The sequence below is a fragment of the Candidatus Accumulibacter contiguus genome (genome assembly GCF_012940005.1).
In the GTDB taxonomy this organism is placed as follows: Bacteria; Pseudomonadota; Gammaproteobacteria; order Burkholderiales; family Rhodocyclaceae; genus Accumulibacter; species Accumulibacter contiguus.
The window spans coordinates 23,626-40,970 of sequence record NZ_SPMX01000025.1 but is presented as its reverse complement, the minus strand read 5'-3'; the positions used below and the strand labels follow the sequence as shown (position 1 = coordinate 40,970).

11 protein-coding genes and 1 pseudogene are annotated in these 17,345 nt (G+C 61.3%); 5 read left to right on the top strand and 7 right to left on the bottom strand.

Features of this window, described 5'->3' with window-relative positions:
• Positions 1-51: 51 nt before the first annotated feature.
• The 7 genes from E4Q08_RS10345 to glnE all read right to left on the bottom strand — a co-directional run bounded on the left by E4Q08_RS10345 (position 52) and on the right by glnE (position 9,341).
• Positions 52-1,011 carry an ornithine cyclodeaminase family protein gene (locus tag E4Q08_RS10345; RefSeq protein WP_034915263.1) on the bottom strand — a complete coding sequence of 320 codons (960 nt, stop codon included), beginning with the start codon at positions 1,009-1,011 and terminating at the stop codon, positions 52-54.
• 174 nt (positions 1,012-1,185) lie between these two features.
• Positions 1,186-2,079, bottom strand: coding sequence for a succinate--CoA ligase subunit alpha (gene sucD, locus E4Q08_RS10340; RefSeq protein ID WP_169070328.1), 894 nt, complete (start codon positions 2,077-2,079; stop codon positions 1,186-1,188).
• Between the two features lie 9 nt (positions 2,080-2,088).
• Entirely contained in the window at positions 2,089-3,249 is a 1,161-nt protein-coding gene (sucC, locus tag E4Q08_RS10335) for an ADP-forming succinate--CoA ligase subunit beta (RefSeq protein ID WP_169070327.1), read from the bottom strand.
• A gap of 57 nt (positions 3,250-3,306) precedes the next feature.
• Positions 3,307-3,858, bottom strand: coding sequence for a DUF2889 domain-containing protein (locus E4Q08_RS10330; protein WP_169070326.1), 552 nt, complete (start codon positions 3,856-3,858; stop codon positions 3,307-3,309).
• Positions 3,859-4,389: 531 nt separating this feature from the next.
• A complete protein-coding gene (locus E4Q08_RS10325) occupies positions 4,390-5,568 on the bottom strand; it encodes a FapA family protein (protein WP_169070325.1) in 1,179 nt (392 codons plus the stop codon).
• Positions 5,555-6,328, bottom strand: a complete 774-nt coding sequence (locus E4Q08_RS10320) for a hypothetical protein (RefSeq protein WP_169070324.1) — start codon at positions 6,326-6,328, stop codon at positions 5,555-5,557. The genes E4Q08_RS10325 and E4Q08_RS10320 overlap by 14 nt, the downstream gene beginning before the upstream one ends.
• 271 nt (positions 6,329-6,599) lie before the next feature.
• Entirely contained in the window at positions 6,600-9,341 is a 2,742-nt protein-coding gene (gene glnE, locus E4Q08_RS10315; protein ID WP_169070323.1) for a bifunctional [glutamate--ammonia ligase]-adenylyl-L-tyrosine phosphorylase/[glutamate--ammonia-ligase] adenylyltransferase, read from the bottom strand.
• Here glnE and E4Q08_RS10310 point away from each other — a divergent pair.
• The 5 genes and pseudogenes from E4Q08_RS10310 to E4Q08_RS25725 all read left to right on the top strand — a co-directional run.
• Entirely contained in the window at positions 9,331-13,446 is a 4,116-nt protein-coding gene (locus E4Q08_RS10310) for a YhdP family protein (RefSeq protein WP_169070322.1), read from the top strand. The two genes, glnE and E4Q08_RS10310, sit on opposite strands and share 11 nt — an antisense overlap.
• Entirely contained in the window at positions 13,443-14,288 is an 846-nt protein-coding gene (locus E4Q08_RS10305; RefSeq protein ID WP_211203378.1) for a carbon-nitrogen hydrolase family protein, read from the top strand. The genes E4Q08_RS10310 and E4Q08_RS10305 overlap by 4 nt, the downstream gene beginning before the upstream one ends.
• A gap of 34 nt (positions 14,289-14,322) precedes the next feature.
• Positions 14,323-15,771 carry a metalloprotease TldD gene (gene tldD / locus E4Q08_RS10300; RefSeq protein WP_169070321.1) on the top strand — a complete coding sequence of 483 codons (1,449 nt, stop codon included), beginning with the start codon at positions 14,323-14,325 and terminating at the stop codon, positions 15,769-15,771.
• A gap of 148 nt (positions 15,772-15,919) precedes the next feature.
• Positions 15,920-16,561 carry a hypothetical protein gene (locus E4Q08_RS10295; protein WP_169070320.1) on the top strand — a complete coding sequence of 214 codons (642 nt, stop codon included), beginning with the start codon at positions 15,920-15,922 and terminating at the stop codon, positions 16,559-16,561.
• Between the two features lie 23 nt (positions 16,562-16,584).
• A pseudogene (locus tag E4Q08_RS25725) lies at positions 16,585-17,223 on the top strand (ABC transporter transmembrane domain-containing protein); the annotation flags it as partial.
• Positions 17,224-17,345 lie beyond the last annotated feature (122 nt).

Below are 17,345 nucleotides of genomic sequence, written 5' to 3'. Positions count from 1 at the left end.
GCCCGGAGGCAATCTGCAGGCCATCCTCAAGCATGGCGACAGGGGTCCATACTACCCGCCATAAGGCAATTCGACACCGAGACCGCGCTCACGTGCCAGCGCCTCAAGGCGTACGGCAAGCGCCAGATCCTGGACAGCCATGCCCTGCGACTCGAACAGGGTAATTTCTTCAGGCGTCGAACGCCCTGTCTGCCGACCGCAAATGACGTCGCCGAGTTCGATGAGCTGACGAGCCTGCAGGCGCCCTTTTTCCAGCAGTGGCAGTAGATCACCCGCCTCACACAGCGCCGTTGCAAGGCTATCGACGACGATCGGCGAGCAACGTTTGAGGACGTCCTCGCCAAGCTCCCGGCGGATCAGTGAATTCGATCCGGCAGCATTGATGTGCGTTCCCGGCGCAAGCCATTCGCCATTGAACAACGGTGTCGCCGAAGTGGTCACCGTGCTCACGATATCACTGCCACGCACCACCTCTTCCGGTGAAGCCGCCGCGATCACCTCGAGCGCAAGACGTTCGGACATCTTGGTACAAAAGGCCGCCAGGCGTCCGGCATGGCGTGCATAGACCTTCACCCGTTGCAGCGGACGCACCGCCGCGATCGCCTCGATCTGCCCTTCCGCCTGCCAGCCGGCACCAAACACGCCCGCCACACGGGCATCGGGTCTGGCCAGCCAGCGCGTCGCGACGCCGGATGCCGCGCCAGTACGCATCATGCCCAGACGATCGGCTTCCAGTACAGCCCGCAGGCTGCCGTCTGACGCACGATACAGGTGGACCAGGAAGCGCACACCTGAGCGGTTGCTGGTGTAGGCCTTGTACCCGATGGCGTCGAGCTGCGGCAATGCCCCTTGCAGGATATGCAGCGTCGTCTGTGGCAGACGCGTTCGCTGCCGGGGCACATCGCAGGCCTGCATCGACGCGAGATCCAGGTGTGCAGCCTCGACTGCCGCAAGCGCCAGCGGCATGGTCAGCAGTTTTTCAACATCTTCTTCACTCAGAAACAGTGGCATCGTTGCCTCCAATCCGGAACCTCGGATCAAACGATCAGTGCGGGCTCTCCGCCGCAAGCAGCTTACAGCTTGCAGTGGCGATTTTACCGACAAATATCACAGTCCCAGTACAAACAAAAAAAGGCAGACCGGAGTCTGCCCTTTTTGCCGGAACTTCAGGCAAGCACAGGCGCCCTAAATCAGCGACTGGATCAGTTTGCCCATTACCGATGGATCACGCGTCACCTTGAAGCCACACTCTTCCATGATCGCGAGTTTGGCATCAGCGGTATCCGCACCGCCCGAAATCAGCGCACCTGCGTGGCCCATGCGCTTGCCCGCCGGAGCGGTCACGCCGGCAATGAAGCCGACGATCGGTTTCTTCATGTTCGCCTTACACCATACGGCGGCGTCGGCTTCATCAGGACCGCCGATTTCACCGATCATGATCACCGCGTCGGTATCCGGATCGTCGTTGAACAGGCGCATGATGTCGATGTGCTTGAGGCCATTGATCGGGTCACCACCGGTACCCACCGCGGACGACTGGCCGAGACCGATTTCGGTCAACTGCCCAACCGCTTCGTAGGTCAGCGTGCCTGAGCGTGAAACCACGCCGATGCGCCCCTTGCGATGAATGTGACCAGGCATGATGCCGATCTTGACTTCATCCGGAGTGATCAGTCCGGGGCAGTTCGGCCCGAGCAGCAGCGTCTTCTTGCCGCCGGCGGCTTCCTTTTTGAGCATCTTGTTGCGCACGATCAGCATGTCGCGCACCGGGATACCTTCGGTAATACAGACGACCAGATCGAGGTCCGCTTCGACCGCTTCCCAGATCGCTGCGGCAGCGCCTGGCGGCGGCACGTAGATTACCGAGACGGTCGCGCCGGTCTGGGCAGCAGCTTCCTTGACCGAGCCATAGATCGGAATGCCGAAAATACTCTCGCCGGCTTTCTTGGGGTTCACGCCGGCGACGAAGCAGTTCTTGCCGTTGGCGTATTCCTGGCACTTCTCGGTATGGAACTGCCCGGTCTTGCCGGTAATGCCCTGGGTGATGATCTTGGTATCTTTGTTAATCAGAATCGACATGGTGGCTCCTTAACTGACCGCAGCAACGATCTTGGTGGCGGCATCAGCCATTGAATCCGCAGTGATGATCGGCAGACCCGAATCGCTGAGGATCTTCTTGCCGATGTCCTCGTTGGTCCCCTTCATGCGGACCACCAGCGGCACCGAGAGATGCGTTTCCCTGGCTGCTGCCACGACGCCGGTGGCGATCGTGTCGCAGCGCATGATGCCGCCGAAGATGTTCACCAGAATTCCCTTGACCTTGGGATTTCGGAGCATGATCTGGAAGGCTTCGGTCACTTTCTCGGTGGTTGCACCGCCGCCGACGTCGAGGAAGTTGGCCGGCTCGGCGCCGAACAGCTTGATGGTATCCATGGTCGCCATGGCGAGGCCAGCGCCATTGACCAGGCAGCCGATATTGCCGTCGAGCGAGATATACGAGAGGTCGAACTTGGATGCTTCGACTTCGTCGGGATCCTCTTCGTCCAGGTCGCGGTAAGCGACGATCTCGGCTTGTCGATAGAGGGCGTTGGAGTCGAAGTTGAACTTGGCGTCAAGGGCCTTTATGTCGCCGTTACCTTCGAGGATCAGCGGGTTGATTTCGGCCAGCGAGGCGTCGGTTTCCATGTAGCACTGGTAGAGGCCCTTGAGCGTCGCCACCGCCTTGCCAACGGACTCGGCCGGAACGCCAATGCCGGTGGCCAGTTCGGTCGCCTGCGCGTCGGTCAGCCCGTCCGCCGGGTCAATGAAGACCTTGAGGATTTTTTCGGGCGTCTTGTGGGCCACTTCCTCGATATCCATGCCCCCTTCCGAGGATGCCATCATCGCCACCTTCTGCGACGCACGGTCGGTCAGCGCAGCGACGTAATACTCCTTACGGATATCTGCGCCTTCTTCGATCAGCAGCCTGCGCACTTTCTGGCCTTCCGGACCGGTCTGGTGCGTGACGAGCTGCATGCCCAGGATCTGGCTGGCATACTGGCGAACCTCGTCCAGCGACTTGGCCACCTTGACGCCACCGCCCTTGCCACGACCACCCGCATGGATCTGGGCCTTCACCACCCAGACCTTGCCCCCCAGGGTTTCGGCTGCCTTGACCGCATCATCGACGGACGGACAGAACACCCCGCGCGGAACCACGACGCCGAATTTCTTCAGGAGTTCCTTGCCCTGATATTCGTGAATTTTCATGCGCTTTCCTTGCTTGAGTTAAGGTTGCGAAACGTAACGAACCACAGGCAGGACGTCCTACCCGGGCTTCTGGCCACGGTACCAGCGCGGGTAATAGCGCCGTACTGCGTCCGAATGCGATTCCAGTGCGTGGCAACGGTCGAGTTGATAGGGCTTGTGCGCGCTATCGTCGTTATCGAGTACGTCACTGGCAAAAGTCTGCAGCGCTGCGGTCGGCAGGAACATCAACAGCTCGCTGAGATGCGAGCAACCGCGCGTGCCACGGAACAGATTCTTGACTGCCGTGCGAAAACCATGAAAGAGATTGAGACCGACCAGTTGCGCGTAATCCGGGGTGATCCGATCACAGTAGCCCATGTAAGGCATGGCATCGGTGCAGGCCACGGCGTCGAGAACATTCATCTGATGGTCGATGGTCACCCGCACCCACATGTCGTGCACCGCTTCGCCACGCTGCCGCAAACCCGACGAGAGCGGATAGTCGTGGTCCTTGGTGTCGATCAGTCGCGCCTCGATATCCCAGCGAGCATCATCCCGCTTGTAACCATCGAGTTGAATGTTGCGGACATGCATGCGGGTGCGTTGGGCAGAGGATGGAGGCAGCGGCATCAATGGTCCTGGGGGGATTTGCGAGCATGGCAAGGCTTCGTAGCTGGCAAGGAATTCTACACCAGAACGCCTTGGCTTTTTTGGCGAAATACATAATTATGAGTGCTGGCTACCCGGGACCGGACGCCGGTCACGTTCCCGAACTCACCGGTCTGCCCGCTCAACAATGCAGACCGTCGATTCCGACGTTAATGTGAAAATCGCGTCAGCGACTCGCGAACCTCCCCCCCCCACCTCGCGTAGGAGGGGTCGGGGGGTGAGATGGGGAATTCGCAGAGCATGCTCTGCGCCCATCGAACGATTCCGGCGGGCAAGCCGGAATGCGCCCTGCAAGGGAGGGAAACGGTCATGACTTTCATGATCAGGGGTGTCTGGAAAAGTCATGACCGTTAGCCCGGCCAGTCTCGACTACGGAAAGTACGAGCAGAACTTCAGGAAGAACGGACCAAAGTCCTCGTCCACACAGTAAAAGTAGTAGTCACGGAGCAAGAACCGACGCCTCAGGCAGACCACATCATCGTTCGTTGGTGATCAACTGTAAACCCAGGAAAAGCGCCCGGTCGAGCCGCTGAAAAGCCGTTTGGTCGCCGCATCGGTTTTCCGCAGGCGCGCTTTCAAATCCTTGTGTGGCAGATCGGTGAGCGGCGGATCAGCCAATCGGACCAACATGGCACGGATGCGCGTCTCCCCTTCGATACGCTCGACGGTACAGGCCAGACCGTTGCAGGACTGATCTCGGGCAGCGACGACCTCGTTGATTTGTGCTTCCAGCGCATGCCACTCCGCATCCTTTTCCTTGACCAGATCAGACAGTTGCGAGAGTGTCCGCAGGGCCGGTGCGACCAGTTCCGAGAGTCGGCGCCAGCTCAACTGCTGTTCCGCGTTCAGCGTCAGTTCATGGCGACGCAACTTGCCGCCGACCAGCAGGTATCTGGCCACATCTTTCTCGCCACGCAAGGCATCGATCCTGGTACGAGATTCGGTAATCACCTTCTCGAGCAAGGCACGCTGCAGTTGCAGGGCGGCGATCCTTGCCTCATAAGACGACAGGTCGGGCAGTAACACCAGCAATACGTTTTCAAGTTCCCGGCGCGAACGGGCGACGCCGAGGTGCATGCTCCTGCCGGCAAGGGCACAGGCTTCCGCAACCTCGACAGTCAATTCTTCGGCAACGATATCGCAGTTGGTCGCCTGCCCGACGACCACCTTGCGACCCAGGATCAAGCAGTTGTCTGCGCGTTGCACATTGATGCAGCCGTGTTGCGCAATCAGCGTCGATCCGGAAGCCCGTCCTTCGACGAAGATGTCCCCTTGATCGTTGCTGGCGCTCCCGCCGACCAGATTGTGTTTCAGGCAGACGAGCCCACCGCTGGAAAGGATGTTGCCGAAAACATCGGCGTAAGCGGTAATGCTGCGGCAGCGGACGATGCGCTTCTCCTGGATCTCGCCGTACTGCTCATACTCCTCGCCGGTCAACAGGAGGTCGCCGGTCGTGCGTACGCTCACCCCTTCATGACTGACGATTTTATCGGTCACGGAGAACTGATTGCTGCGCAGATCGATATTGAGAAAGCCGCATACCGACGCCAGCAGGAATTCGCCATCCTTTTCCCGGCTGACATGGGTGCCGGGGCCAGCCAGCTTCTGCAGATCGAAATCCTTGGGTTGCGATGCCGGCAGCGCAATGCCGGAAATGTCACGCCCGTCCACGCCGGCCTGGCGCGGGATTTTTTTTTATCAGACGGAGACCGGCGGCGACCTGAGGGTAACGCGTCTCGAACTGACACAGATCGACCCGGTCGCCAAGCAGCCGCCGCGGTGCGTTATTGCGGTGCAACCCGGGAGCCAGCTCGACGATTTCGGCATCCTTGCCGGGGACGTATGGCCGGTCACGAGCGACCACCCGCAGTTCCGGCTTTTCGAGCTCGATGCCTTCGCGCACCGCCGCGACGTCGATCCCGAAACGCACTCCCTTCGCCCACGCAGCGGCGATGAATTCGTCGATGTCGAGGAAAATGCGTGTCTCGAAGCGCTGCTGCCCCTTGGCAGAACGCGCAGGATGGTCGCCCTGATCGAGCAGTTCCGGATCACTCTGCGCTTCGCAATACAGCGGTTCGAACAGATAGGCCGCCTCGCCAGGCGTGATCCGGCAAGCCTTGTAGAGCGCCTGACGTTCCGGTCGGAAACTCGTGATGTCGGCAGCCAGAAAAACTTCCTTGCCAGCATCGTCGCGACTACCGATGGGATTGTCGAAAAGCAGGGCAAGGAACTGCGGGTAATCAAGCCCCCGGAAGTACAGGCCTGTCGCGATCACGCGATTGACGAAGTCGGCAAAAGCCGTCGCCGATTCGAGTCGCGAGAGCCGAACATACAAGCCTTTGTCATGTTGAACGACAAAACCCGAGAGCGCGATCTGCCCTTCCTCCAGTTCGGCCAGGTTGCCAATGGCGCTTCGTGGAAATTGTGGCATGATCGCACCCTGATTCAGGTTGGTTATTGACGCCTCCGGTTCTTTCGCCAGAAGCGTACCAGAAACTGCCGGCGGCAACACAGTGTCTGATGTCGATCCTGTCCCACAGTTCCCAGTCATTCGTGGCGCGTGAGCCTTTGAACGGTGGGTGCGCCAATCGACACCGCCACCGCTTGGCACTCCGCCGCCCCCACCGCTGCGTTGATCTGCCCTGCGCCTTGATACCCATCAGTTTTCTTGCAACCACGGATCAGGATGCCAAGCGCGCTGTTCACGGCGTGGCGAATACCCGCTCCCAGAGTGCGCGAACGGCTTCGATGCGGCGACTGACCGAACTGCGTTCGACGCGCGCCCGACGCTTGGCATTGAGCCGCAAGGCGTGCTGCATGCGGCGAAACTCGCGGTAAGCACTCTGCACCGGTGCGGCGAGTTCGACCGGGATCAGCTCGAGTTCGGCGGCAATTCCGAGCAGTGCGATGTTGCCCAGGTTGCCGCAAAGTCGGGCGTGCTTGTGCGCATGGCCGAGAACCAGATACTGGACGACGAACTCCACATCGATCAGACCGCCGCGATCATGTTTGATGTCGAAGTCTTCTTCACTGCGCGAGGCGTGTTGATCGAGCATGCGCTTGCGCATGCCCAGGACTTCGTCACGCAGGGTGGCGAGATCGCGCGGCTGCCGCAGGATCTCTATCCGGATGGCTTCGAACTGTGCGCCGACCGCCGGGTCACCGGCGCAGAAGCGGGCGCGCGTCAGTGCCTGGTGTTCCCAGGGCCAGGCATGCTGCAACTGATAGTCGCGAAAGGCTTCGATCGGACAGACGAGCATTCCCGAATCGCCGTTGGGGCGCAGACGCAGATCAACTTCGAAGAGCATGCCGGCCGGCGTCTGGGTTGACATCCACGTACTCATGCGCTGCCCCAGACGCGCGTAAAGTTCGCCGATGTCGGGTTCCGGATCGTCGTGCAGATAGACCAGGTCGAGATCCGAAGCGAAGCCAAGTTCCTTGCCACCGAGCTTGCCGTAGGCGATGACCGCGAAGCGCGGTCGCCGCTCGGGATGCGGATGTCGCTGCCGCAGCGTTTGCCAGCAGAGCTCCAGCGTCGTCTGTACCATGATGTCGGCAAGCTCGCTGAGCCGGTCGGCGAGGTGTTCGACGCTGTGCAGACCAGCGATGTCCTGGGCCAGGAAGTGAAAGACCTGTGCGTGATGGGCTTCGCGCAGGATGTCCATTTCGCGCTCGACGTCGCCGACGTGCTGCGTTAGGCGCGCCTGCAGATCCTGCCGGAAGCGCTGCCAGTCGGTGCTGACATCGAAAATGCGCGAATCGAGCAGTTCGTCGAGCAGGATCGGGTGACGGGTCAGGTAATCGGCAGCCCATGCTGAACTGCCGATCAGTTCGGCGAGTTTCCTCAGCGCCTGTGGATACTGCTGCAGGAGAGCCAGGTAAGCGCCGCGACGGCTGATCGTATCCAGGAAATCGAGGCCGCGCTGCCAGGTGGCGTCAGGCGTCGTCGTCGCTGCAGCGGCATCGAGCAAGCGTGGGCCGAGGGCGTCGAGGCGATCGCGATTGCTCGCCGGCAGTTGCAGGTAGCGGCCGCTCTGACGAAAGCTCTGCAGACGTTGCAGCAGCGCCTGCGGCGCGCGAAACCCCAGATTTGACAGACATTCGATGGACTCGTCGCCAGCCATTGCCTCCTCCCAGATTCCGGCCAGCGGGTGTCGGCCCTCTTCAGGTTCCGAAAAGACCAGCTCGAAGTGCCGGCCAACGGTTGCGCGATGGGCGTCGAGAGTCGCCATGAAGGCCGGCCAGTCGGCAAACCCCATCGACTCGGCGATCTGCAGGCGATCTGCTTCGGTACTCGGCAGCCGGTGCGTCTGGGCGTCACGCACATACTGCAGACGGTGCTCGAGACGGCGCAGAAACATGTAGGCAGCCGCCAGTTCCCGCTCGGTCTCGACCGGTAATAACTGACGTTCGGCGAGCAGCGCGAGGACCTGCAAGGTCGGCCGGATCTGCAGGGCCGGCTCGCGGCCGCCGCGAATCAGTTGAAAGACCTGCGCCATGAATTCGATCTCGCGGATGCCGCCAGGACCCAGTTTGATGTGCTCGGCCATGTCCTTTCTGGCCACCTCGCGACGAATCTGTGCGTGCAGATCGCGCATCGCGTTGATGGCGCCGAAATCGAGGTACTTGCGAAAGACGAAGGGGCGTACGCTGTCCTGCAACGCCTGGCGCCATTCTTGCTGCAGATTGACGCCTTCATTCATGACCCTGGCCTTGATCCAGGCGTAGCGTTCCCATTCGCGGCCTTGCGTAATGAAATAGTTTTCGAGCGAACCGAGCGAGCCGACCAGCGGCCCGGAGTCGCCGTTGGGGCGCAGGCGCATGTCGACGCGGAATACCTGACCGTCTCCGGTGAGATCTCCGAGGGTGCCGATCAGTCGCTTGCCGAGGCGCAGGAAAAAATCGTAGTTGTCAATGCGTCGCTGACCGCCCGCGGTCTGTCCTTCCTCGGGGTAGACGAAGATGTAATCGACGTCGGACGAGACGTTGAGTTCACGTCCGCCGAGTTTCCCCATGCCGACAACCAGCAGCCGCTGAGCCTCACCATGGCTGTCGAGCGGTTCGCCGAACAGCTCGCACAATTGCCGATGCACGAAGCCGAGCGCGAAGTTGGTGGTGACATCGGCGAGCTGGGTCATGCTTTCGACGACTTCGCTCAAGGGTGCCACACCGCCGATGTCGCGGACGATCAGCGTCGCCATCACGCGCTGGCGCAACTGGCGCAGGGCGCGTTTGAGGCTCTCGTCGCTGTTCGGTGCGGCGGAGGCAAGAAAGTCGGTCATTTGCCGGGCGGTGAGTGGCGAGGTGGCGTGTTCCTTGAGCCAGTTGGCGATCTCCGGGCGGACGGCGAGCAGATCGCGCAGGTAGCGGCTGTGCGTCTGCGCCGCCTGCCAGGGTGGTGCCAGTACGCTGGCGCCGGTGGGATGATTGCTGATGGTGTCCATTCTTCTCTCGCAGGGGGTTGCCGGCCGGTCCGGCACTACCGGCACTGATCAGGCACGGCAAAGCCGTTACAATCACGGGTTGTCTGACCAGGTACCCCGACATTCTAGTGACGCCCACCGACTGTATGCAAAAGTCTCGCTGCGCCGGCTGCATCTGATGCATCAGGACGAACTGCGCCCGGCGGTCTACCATCGCCTGCATTTTCTGCTGCCAGTGATCTCGCACCCGAAGCTGCGTTTGCTGGGGCGTATCACGGTGCGTGCCTTGTGGCTGCTGTATTTTGCTTTTGTGCTGCTGGTTCTGGCGCTGCGCTATCTGATCCTGCCGAACATCGAGAGTTATCGGCCGGCAATCGAGCGCCAGCTCAGCCAGGTGCTTGGCCTGTCGGTCGGCATTGGACGCATCGAGGCCAGCTGGCAGGGAATCAACCCCGACCTGATCCTCTCCGATGTGCGCATTGCCGATGCGCTGGGACAACCGGCACTGAGCTTTACTCGCGTCGAGAGCATTCTCTCGTGGTCGTCGCTGCCACGTCGGCAGTTGCGGCTGCGCCTGTTGCGGATCACCGAGCCGAAGCTGCATCTGCGGCGCGATGGCGACGGGCGTTTGTTTGTCGCGGGAATTGCGATCGCCGAACCGGACAGCGACAGCGGTTTCGCAGACTGGGTGCTGGCCCAGAAGCGAATTCGCATCAACGGCGCAACAGTGCTCTGGGAGGACGCGCAGCGCGATGCGCCACCGCTGATTCTCGAAGACGTGAACCTCTCTCTCGACAACAATGGGCGCCAGCACCGCTTCGGCCTGACTGCCCTGCCAGCAGCCGAACTGGCGTCAAGGATCGACCTGCGCGGCGATTTTCAAGGCAAGGATAGCGCGCACCTGGCTTCCTGGAAAGGTCAGCTCTTCGCCCAGATCGACTATGCTGATCTGGCCGTCTGGCGAACCTGGATCGATTATCCACTGGCCTTGCCATATGGCCGCGGCGCCGTGCGCGCCTGGGCAGGCTTTGCTGCGGGTAGTCTGCAGGAACTGACGGCGGACCTTTCGCTCGACGCGGTCAATCTGCGCCTGGCAACGGATCTGCCGGCACTCGAACTCGAGCACATGTCCGGTCGCATTGGCGCGCGCTTTGCAGCGACCGGGATCAGCTTGGATGGGCGTCGCATCGAACTGCTGACGCGCGCTATCGAAGGCGATTCCCCGGCAGCGGCCATTCATATCGAACCGACCGATTTTCACGTCGAGTGGCAGCGCCCAGCCGCCACCGGCAGCGCGCTGCGTGGTAGTGCCACGGCCGGCACACTGGAACTGGGTCCGCTCGCCAAACTGGCGGCCTATCTGCCGCTCGACGCAGGGTCAAGGAAGTTGCTGAACGATTTCGCACCACGCGGCCGCCTCAGTGATCTGCGTGCCAGTTGGCAGGGTGACGCCGAGGGCCTGCGGACTTATTCGCTGAAAAGCCGTTTTGATGGTCTGGCACTCAAACCCGCTGGCCATTTCCTCGGCGTCACAGGCTTGTCCGGCTCGTTCGAGGCCAGCGAGCAGGGTGGTGCCGTGCAGTTGCGTTCGCAGCAGGTGAGCATCGAACTGCCCGATGTTTTTCCCGAATCATCGATCGCACTCGACACCTTGAATGCACAGGCCAAATGGAAAATCAGCAAGGGCAGGCTCGATGCCGAGTTGGCGCGCGCCGAGTTTGCCGGACCCGACGCAGCCGGTATTGCACAGGGGAGCTACCGCAAGCACGCTGAAGGGCCCGGCAGCATCGACCTGACGGCAACACTCAGCCGCGCCGACGCGCGCGCCGTCTGGCGCTACCTGCCAGCGGCGATCAATGTCGATGCACGTCACTGGCTGCGTGATGCCCTCAAGGCCGGGGCAGCAAGCGAAGCCAAGCTCATCCTGAAGGGCGATCTGGCGAATTTTCCGTTTCTCGACCGCAAGCAGGGCCAGTTTCTGGTCACCGTCAAGGCGCAGGGAGTGACGCTGGATTACGGTACCGGCTGGCCGGTGATCAGCGGAATCGATGCTGATCTTCGCTTCGAGGGGACCGGAATGCTGGTGATGGCGCGGCGCGGCACGATTCTCGGTGCCCGATTGACCGAGACACGTGCCGAGATTCCCGACTTCGATGCGCCGGTATCGACCCTCAAGGTGAAGGGGCGCGCCGACGGAGAGACTTCGGAATTTCTCAAGTTCATCAGGCAGAGTCCGGTGGCGAACCAGATCGACCACTTCACCGACTCCATGAGTGCCAGTGGCAAGGGTCACCTGAATATTGCGCTGGAGATTCCTCTGGCGGAGGCACGGCTCGCGGAATCCCGGATCGACGGGACCTACACCCTGCTGGCCAACGAGGTGAATGTCGACCCGGCGCTGCCACCTCTGCGGCAGGTAAATGGTAGCCTGCAGTTCTCCGAAAAAACCCTGCGCGTACCGGAGATCAACGCCCAGCTGTTCGGTGGCCAGGTCAGGATTACCGGAGGATCGCAGGACGGCAAGGTGCTGGTAATTGCCGAAGGCACGCTGGCCGTGGACGACTTGCGGCGACGCGCGGAATTAGCGATGCTCGACAAGCTGTCCGGAAGCACCACCTACCGTGCCGAACTGCGGGTCCGCAAGCGCGAAGTCGAGCTGCTGCTGGACTCAAATCTGGTCGGCGTCGCATCCACGCTGCCAGCGCCACTCGGCAAGAGCGCCGGCGAAAATCTGGCCCTGCATTTCGAGACGACACCGCTGCCGACAGGCACCATGCGTGCTACCGAAGCGATACGCCGCGAGCAGTTGCGCGCAAGCATCGGCAATGTGTTCGGTATGCAAATGGTCCGCCGCAAGCAGGGCGACGAGGCTATTCCGGAACGAGCGGCGATCATGATTGGGCGGCCATTGGCGTCTTTGCCGGAACGTGGATTCAACGTCGGGATCAGCGTCCCGACGCTCGATGTCGGCTACTGGCAAGAGCTGCTGCAGAGCAGCGGCAAGGAGCCGGGTTCCGCTTCCGGCTTGCCGGTCTCGGTCGATCTCAAGGCGGACGAAGTGATCCTGCTCGGCGCCTCCTACACCCGGGTCAGCGTGGGGGTGTCGGGAGCGACTTCACAATGGCGGGGTACGGTACAGTCGGATCAGGCAGTGGGCAGTTTTGTCTGGGACGGATCGGGCACCGGCAAGTTGAAGGCGCAGTTCAAGAAATGGCGCCGTCCGGAGAAGGTGAGCAAGGACGCAGAACCCGGCGAGGCGCTCAAGAATCTGCCCGCCCTAGACATCGTGGTCGATGACTTCACCGTCGGCGATCATCGCTTCGGGCGCCTCGATGTGCAGGCACACAATGATGGCGGGATCTGGCGGCTCGACAAGATCGAATTACTCAACCCCCATGCCAGGCTGTCCGGCAGCGGACAGTGGCAGATCAGCGCGGCCAACCGCACGCAACTCGATTTCACACTGGAGTGCAGCGATGTCGGCAAGTTGCTCGACCGGCTGGGCTACGCCGGTGCCGTGCGTGCCGGTAGCGCGACCATGCAGGGAAAAATCGGCTGGAACGGTGCCCCGGATCGACTGGACTACGCGACGCTGAGCGGCGACATGCAGCTCGATGCCAGCAAGGGTCAGTTTCTGAAGCTCGACCCCGGCGCCGGCAAGCTGCTCGGCCTGATCAGTCTGCAAGGCCTGCCGCGTCGTCTGAGCTTTGATTTTGGTGATATCTTCAGCGACGGTTTCGCTTTCGACAGCATTCACGGCAAAATGACGGTCAGCAGCGGGCTGATGCACACCCAGCGCCTGCAAATCGATGGCCCGGCGGCGCACGTGGTGATGCGTGGCGATGCCGACCTGAAAAATGAAACGCAACATCTCAAGGTAACCGTCCAGCCCGAACTTGGCAGCAGCGCCGCCCTGGGGGTTGCGGTGATCAATCCGCTGGCCGGCATTGCCACGCTGCTGGCAGATAAAATCCTGCAGGGGCCTCTCAACAAGGTCTTTGCTTTCGACTATCTGGTAACCGGCAAATGGGACGACCCCAAGGTGCAGAAGATCTCCCGTTCGGCGACCCCGGTGCCTACCCCTGATCTGCCATTCCCCGCCAACCCCGACCGGAGTACGCAATGAACCCACGCATCAGTGATCTGCCAGCCGACCCAGCAGCGGTCCCGACACTGCGGGCCGCTGCGCTGCAAATGGTTTCGACGCCGCGCGTCGACGAGAACCTGCGCACTGCCACTGGCCTCATCGACGAGGCCGTTGCGCAGGGCGCCGAATTGCTCGCGCTGCCCGAGTACTTCGCGATCATGGGCATGCGTGACGACGACAAAGTCAGGCTGCGGGAAGTCGATGGGCATGGGCCAATCCAGGACTTTCTTGCGGCAAAAGCCCGCGAACACGGGGTCTGGTTGATCGGCGGCTCGCTGCCGCTGTGGACCGAGCATCCCGACAAGGTCCTCAATTCGAGTCTGGTCTACAATCCGCGAGGCCAGCGCGCCGCGCGCTACGACAAGATCCACCTGTTCGGCTTTCGGCAGGGTACCGAGCACTACGACGAACGGGCGACGATCGAAGCCGGTCGTCAGCCGGTGTCCTTCAGCATACCTTTTGGTCGGGTCGGCCTGTCGATCTGCTACGACCTCAGATTTCCGGAGCTTTATCGTGCTTTTGGTGTCACAGAATTGCTGGTGATTCCGGCAGCCTTTACCGAGACCACCGGGCGAGCGCATTGGGAGATTCTGCTACGGGCGCGGGCGATCGAGAATCAGTGTTATGTGCTGGCCGTGGCACAGGGTGGTCGTCATGAGAACGGGCGCGAGACGCACGGCAACAGCATGCTCATCGATCCCTGGGGGAATATCCTCGACCGCAAGCTGAAAGGACCAGGAATCGTCATCGCGGACCTTGAACGAGCCCGCCTCGCCGAAGTCCGCACCAGTCTGCCGGCGCTCGGGCACCGTGTCATGTAAGCGGCACCCAAACGGCAGCAACCATGGAAAATCAATGAACGAAAACGCTCAAACCCTGCTCGCGCAGGCCAAAAAAACCCTGCTCACACCCTATGGTCTTGACGTCGCAGACCTGACAAGGGTATTCGGCAAAATCATGGCGCACCGGGTCGATTATGCCGACCTCTATTTCCAGTACAGCCGCTCCGAGGCCTGGAGCCTCGAGGAAGGAATCGTCAAGGCCGGCAGTTTCAGCATCGACGAGGGCGTCGGCGTACGCGCCCTGTCGGGTGAGAAAACGGCTTTTGCCTACTCGGACGATATCAGCGTCCAGGCCCTCGGCGATGCGGCTGCGGCGGTTCGGGCGATTGCCACGGCCGGGCAGGAACGGCGAGTACCAGCGCTCAAGAGGAGCAGCGGGCATCGCCTGTACGTGCCGCAGGATCCGCTCGCTTCGCTCGACGCGGCCAGCAAGGTCAAGTTGCTCGAACGCCTGGAGGCACTGGCGCGCGCCGAGGACCCGCGAGTGACGCAGGTGATGGCGCATCTCGCCGGCGAATACGAGGTGGTCCTGGTTGCCGGTAGCGACGGCCGGCTGGCGGCCGACATTCGACCGCTGGTACGGGTCTCGCTGACGGTCATCGTCGAAGCAGCCGGCCAGCGCGAACAGGGATCGGCGGGTGGCGGCGGACGCACCGATTACGGCTTTTTCAGTGATGCCCTATTGCAGGGTTATGCACGCGAAGCCGTGCATCAGGCGGTGACCAATCTCGTCGCTCGCCCGGCGCCGGCGGGTACGATGACCGTTGTCCTGGGCTCCGGCTGGCCTGGCATCCTCCTGCACGAGGCAGTGGGGCATGGTCTGGAGGGTGATTTCAACCGCAAGGGCAGTTCGACCTTTGCCGGCCGCATCGGCAGCCGCGTTGCCTCTCCGGGAGTCACCGTCATCGATGACGGCACGATTGCCGAACGGCGTGGTTCGCTGAACATCGACGACGAAGGCAATCCAACGCAGCGTACGGTATTGATCGAAGACGGCATCCTCAAGGGCTACATGCAGGATAGTCTCAACGCCCGGCTGATGGGAGTTTCCCCGACGGGCAATGGTCGCCGCGAGTCGTTTGCGCACCTGCCACTGCCACGCATGACCAACACCACGATGTTGAATGGCGACAAGAGCGTCGAAGAAATCATCCAATCGGTCAAGAAGGGCATTTATGCGGTCAATTTCGGTGGTGGGCAGGTGGATATCACCAACGGCAAGTTTGTTTTCTCGATGTCCGAGGCCTACCTGATCGAAGACGGCAAGTTGGGCTCGCCGATCAAAGGGGCGACCCTGATCGGCAGCGGTCCGGAAGCGATGCATCAGGTGTCGATGATCGGCAACGACATGCGTCTCGATCCCGGCGTCGGAACTTGCGGCAAGGATGGGCAGAGCGTACCGGTGGGCGTCGGCCAGCCGACCCTGCGCATCGACGGCTTGACGGTCGGCGGGACAGCCTAGCCGAGGTTTAACCTGCCTAACCTTGCGCAGTGACCGGATCACTTCTGCTGCGCGAAAAAGGGTCAGGTTTCGTGAGCGTCAAGGGACTTTCACATTATTTTTTCCAGAGACATGTTTTCATATAGGAGATTGTGATAACATCTCCTATATGAATTCCCCGCTGCATATTCTCCTCACCACCACGCCCGAGCAAACGGCACGCCTGCAGGCTTTGCAGGTGGCGTTCGCCGAACTGTGCAATGCGCTGGCGCCGGTGGTGCAGCAGACCCGATGCTGGAACCGGGTGGCCCTGCACCACATCACCTACCACGACCTGCGTCAGCGTTTTCCTCAGGTGGGGTCGCAGATGGTCTGCAACGCGATCTATTCGGTCTCGCGTACATGCCGTCTGATCCTGCAACATCCCAATAGCCCGTTCAACGCCGCCGCTCATCCGGATCGCCCCTTGCCTCTACTGCAGTTTCTGCCGAGTGCCCCCGTCTATTTCGACCGGCATACCCTCAGCCTCAAGGATGGCCTGCTCTCCATGTACACCCTCGATGGTCGCATGCGTTTCCAGCTGACGCTGCAAGCGGAGGATGAGTTGCGTTTCCAGCGCGAGAAGCTGCGGGAGATCGTCCTGGCACGCACCCCGCAGGGATATCAGCTTTCCTTCTGGTTGGCGGCGCTTGACGCCGACGCGGAAAGACCGCTCGGCCTCGAAGCCGAGATGCCGGAATATGTGGTGGTGCACGCAAGCCAGTCGGAAGAAACTCCGGCGATCCAGCAAGCCACGGCGGTACTGCCGTGAGCACCGTTTCCTACCCAACAGTCATGACTTTTCCAGACCCCCCCGAACATGAAAGTCATGACCGTTTCCCTCACCCCCGGCCCCTCTCCCGCTTGCGGAGAGGGGAGATTCGAGGGTCGCCAAGGCGACTTTTTCATTCACTGCTGATGAACCGGCCATTCGGCAGTTCCTGGCACTCCGAGAGAATCCTCATGACCCCTGCTGAAAGCCGCTCTGAACTCCGTGCAGCGATCCTCGAACTGCAGCCCTTTTTCAAGAAGGCTGCTTTTTTCAGCGTCTTCTGCACCTTGCTGATTCTGGCGCCCACTGGCTACATGCTCGAGGTGTACGACCGCGTCATCAACAGCCGCAATTCCAGTACCTTGCTGATGTTGACCCTGCTCGTGCTGTGGTTCTATGTGGTCATGGAGTTGCTCGAATGGGCGCGCGGCGGGGTCATGCATCAGGCCGGCCAGGCTCTCGACCGTAAGCTCCGGGAACGGGTGTTCAGCGCGATTTTCGAAGCCAACCTGCGCCGGATTCCCGGTGGCACCAGTCAGGCCTTGAACGACCTGCGCAGCATCCGCGAGTTCCTGACGACGCCAGCGCTCACGGCTCTCATGGACGCACCGGTTTCCCTGCTGTTCCTGATTCTGATCTATATGATCAGTCCGCTGCTCGGTTGGATCTCGGTGCTTGCTGCCCTCCTCCAGGTCTTTCTGACCTATCTCACCGAAAAAAAACACCCAGCCTCCCCTGGTCGCAGCCCAAAAGGACGCCATCGCCGCCCAGAACTATGCAAATG

Bases quoted from the DNA above. Each gene is read 5' to 3' on its own strand.
- E4Q08_RS10345 (WP_034915263.1), bottom strand. From the start codon at position 1,011: ATGCCACTGTTTCTGAGTGAAGAAGATGTTGAAAAACTGCTGACCATG.
- sucD (WP_169070328.1), bottom strand. From the start codon at position 2,079: ATGTCGATTCTGATTAACAAAGATACCAAGATCATCACCCAGGGCATT.
- sucC (WP_169070327.1), bottom strand. From the start codon at position 3,249: ATGAAAATTCACGAATATCAGGGCAAGGAACTCCTGAAGAAATTCGGC.
- E4Q08_RS10330 (WP_169070326.1), bottom strand. From the start codon at position 3,858: ATGCCGCTGCCTCCATCCTCTGCCCAACGCACCCGCATGCATGTCCGC.
- E4Q08_RS10320 (WP_169070324.1), bottom strand. From the start codon at position 6,328: ATGCCACAATTTCCACGAAGCGCCATTGGCAACCTGGCCGAACTGGAG.
- E4Q08_RS10310 (WP_169070322.1), top strand. From the start codon at position 9,331: ATGGTGTCCATTCTTCTCTCGCAGGGGGTTGCCGGCCGGTCCGGCACT.
- glnE (WP_169070323.1), bottom strand. From the start codon at position 9,341: ATGGACACCATCAGCAATCATCCCACCGGCGCCAGCGTACTGGCACCA.
- E4Q08_RS10305 (WP_211203378.1), top strand. From the start codon at position 13,443: ATGAACCCACGCATCAGTGATCTGCCAGCCGACCCAGCAGCGGTCCCG.
- tldD (WP_169070321.1), top strand. From the start codon at position 14,323: ATGAACGAAAACGCTCAAACCCTGCTCGCGCAGGCCAAAAAAACCCTG.
- E4Q08_RS10295 (WP_169070320.1), top strand. From the start codon at position 15,920: ATGAATTCCCCGCTGCATATTCTCCTCACCACCACGCCCGAGCAAACG.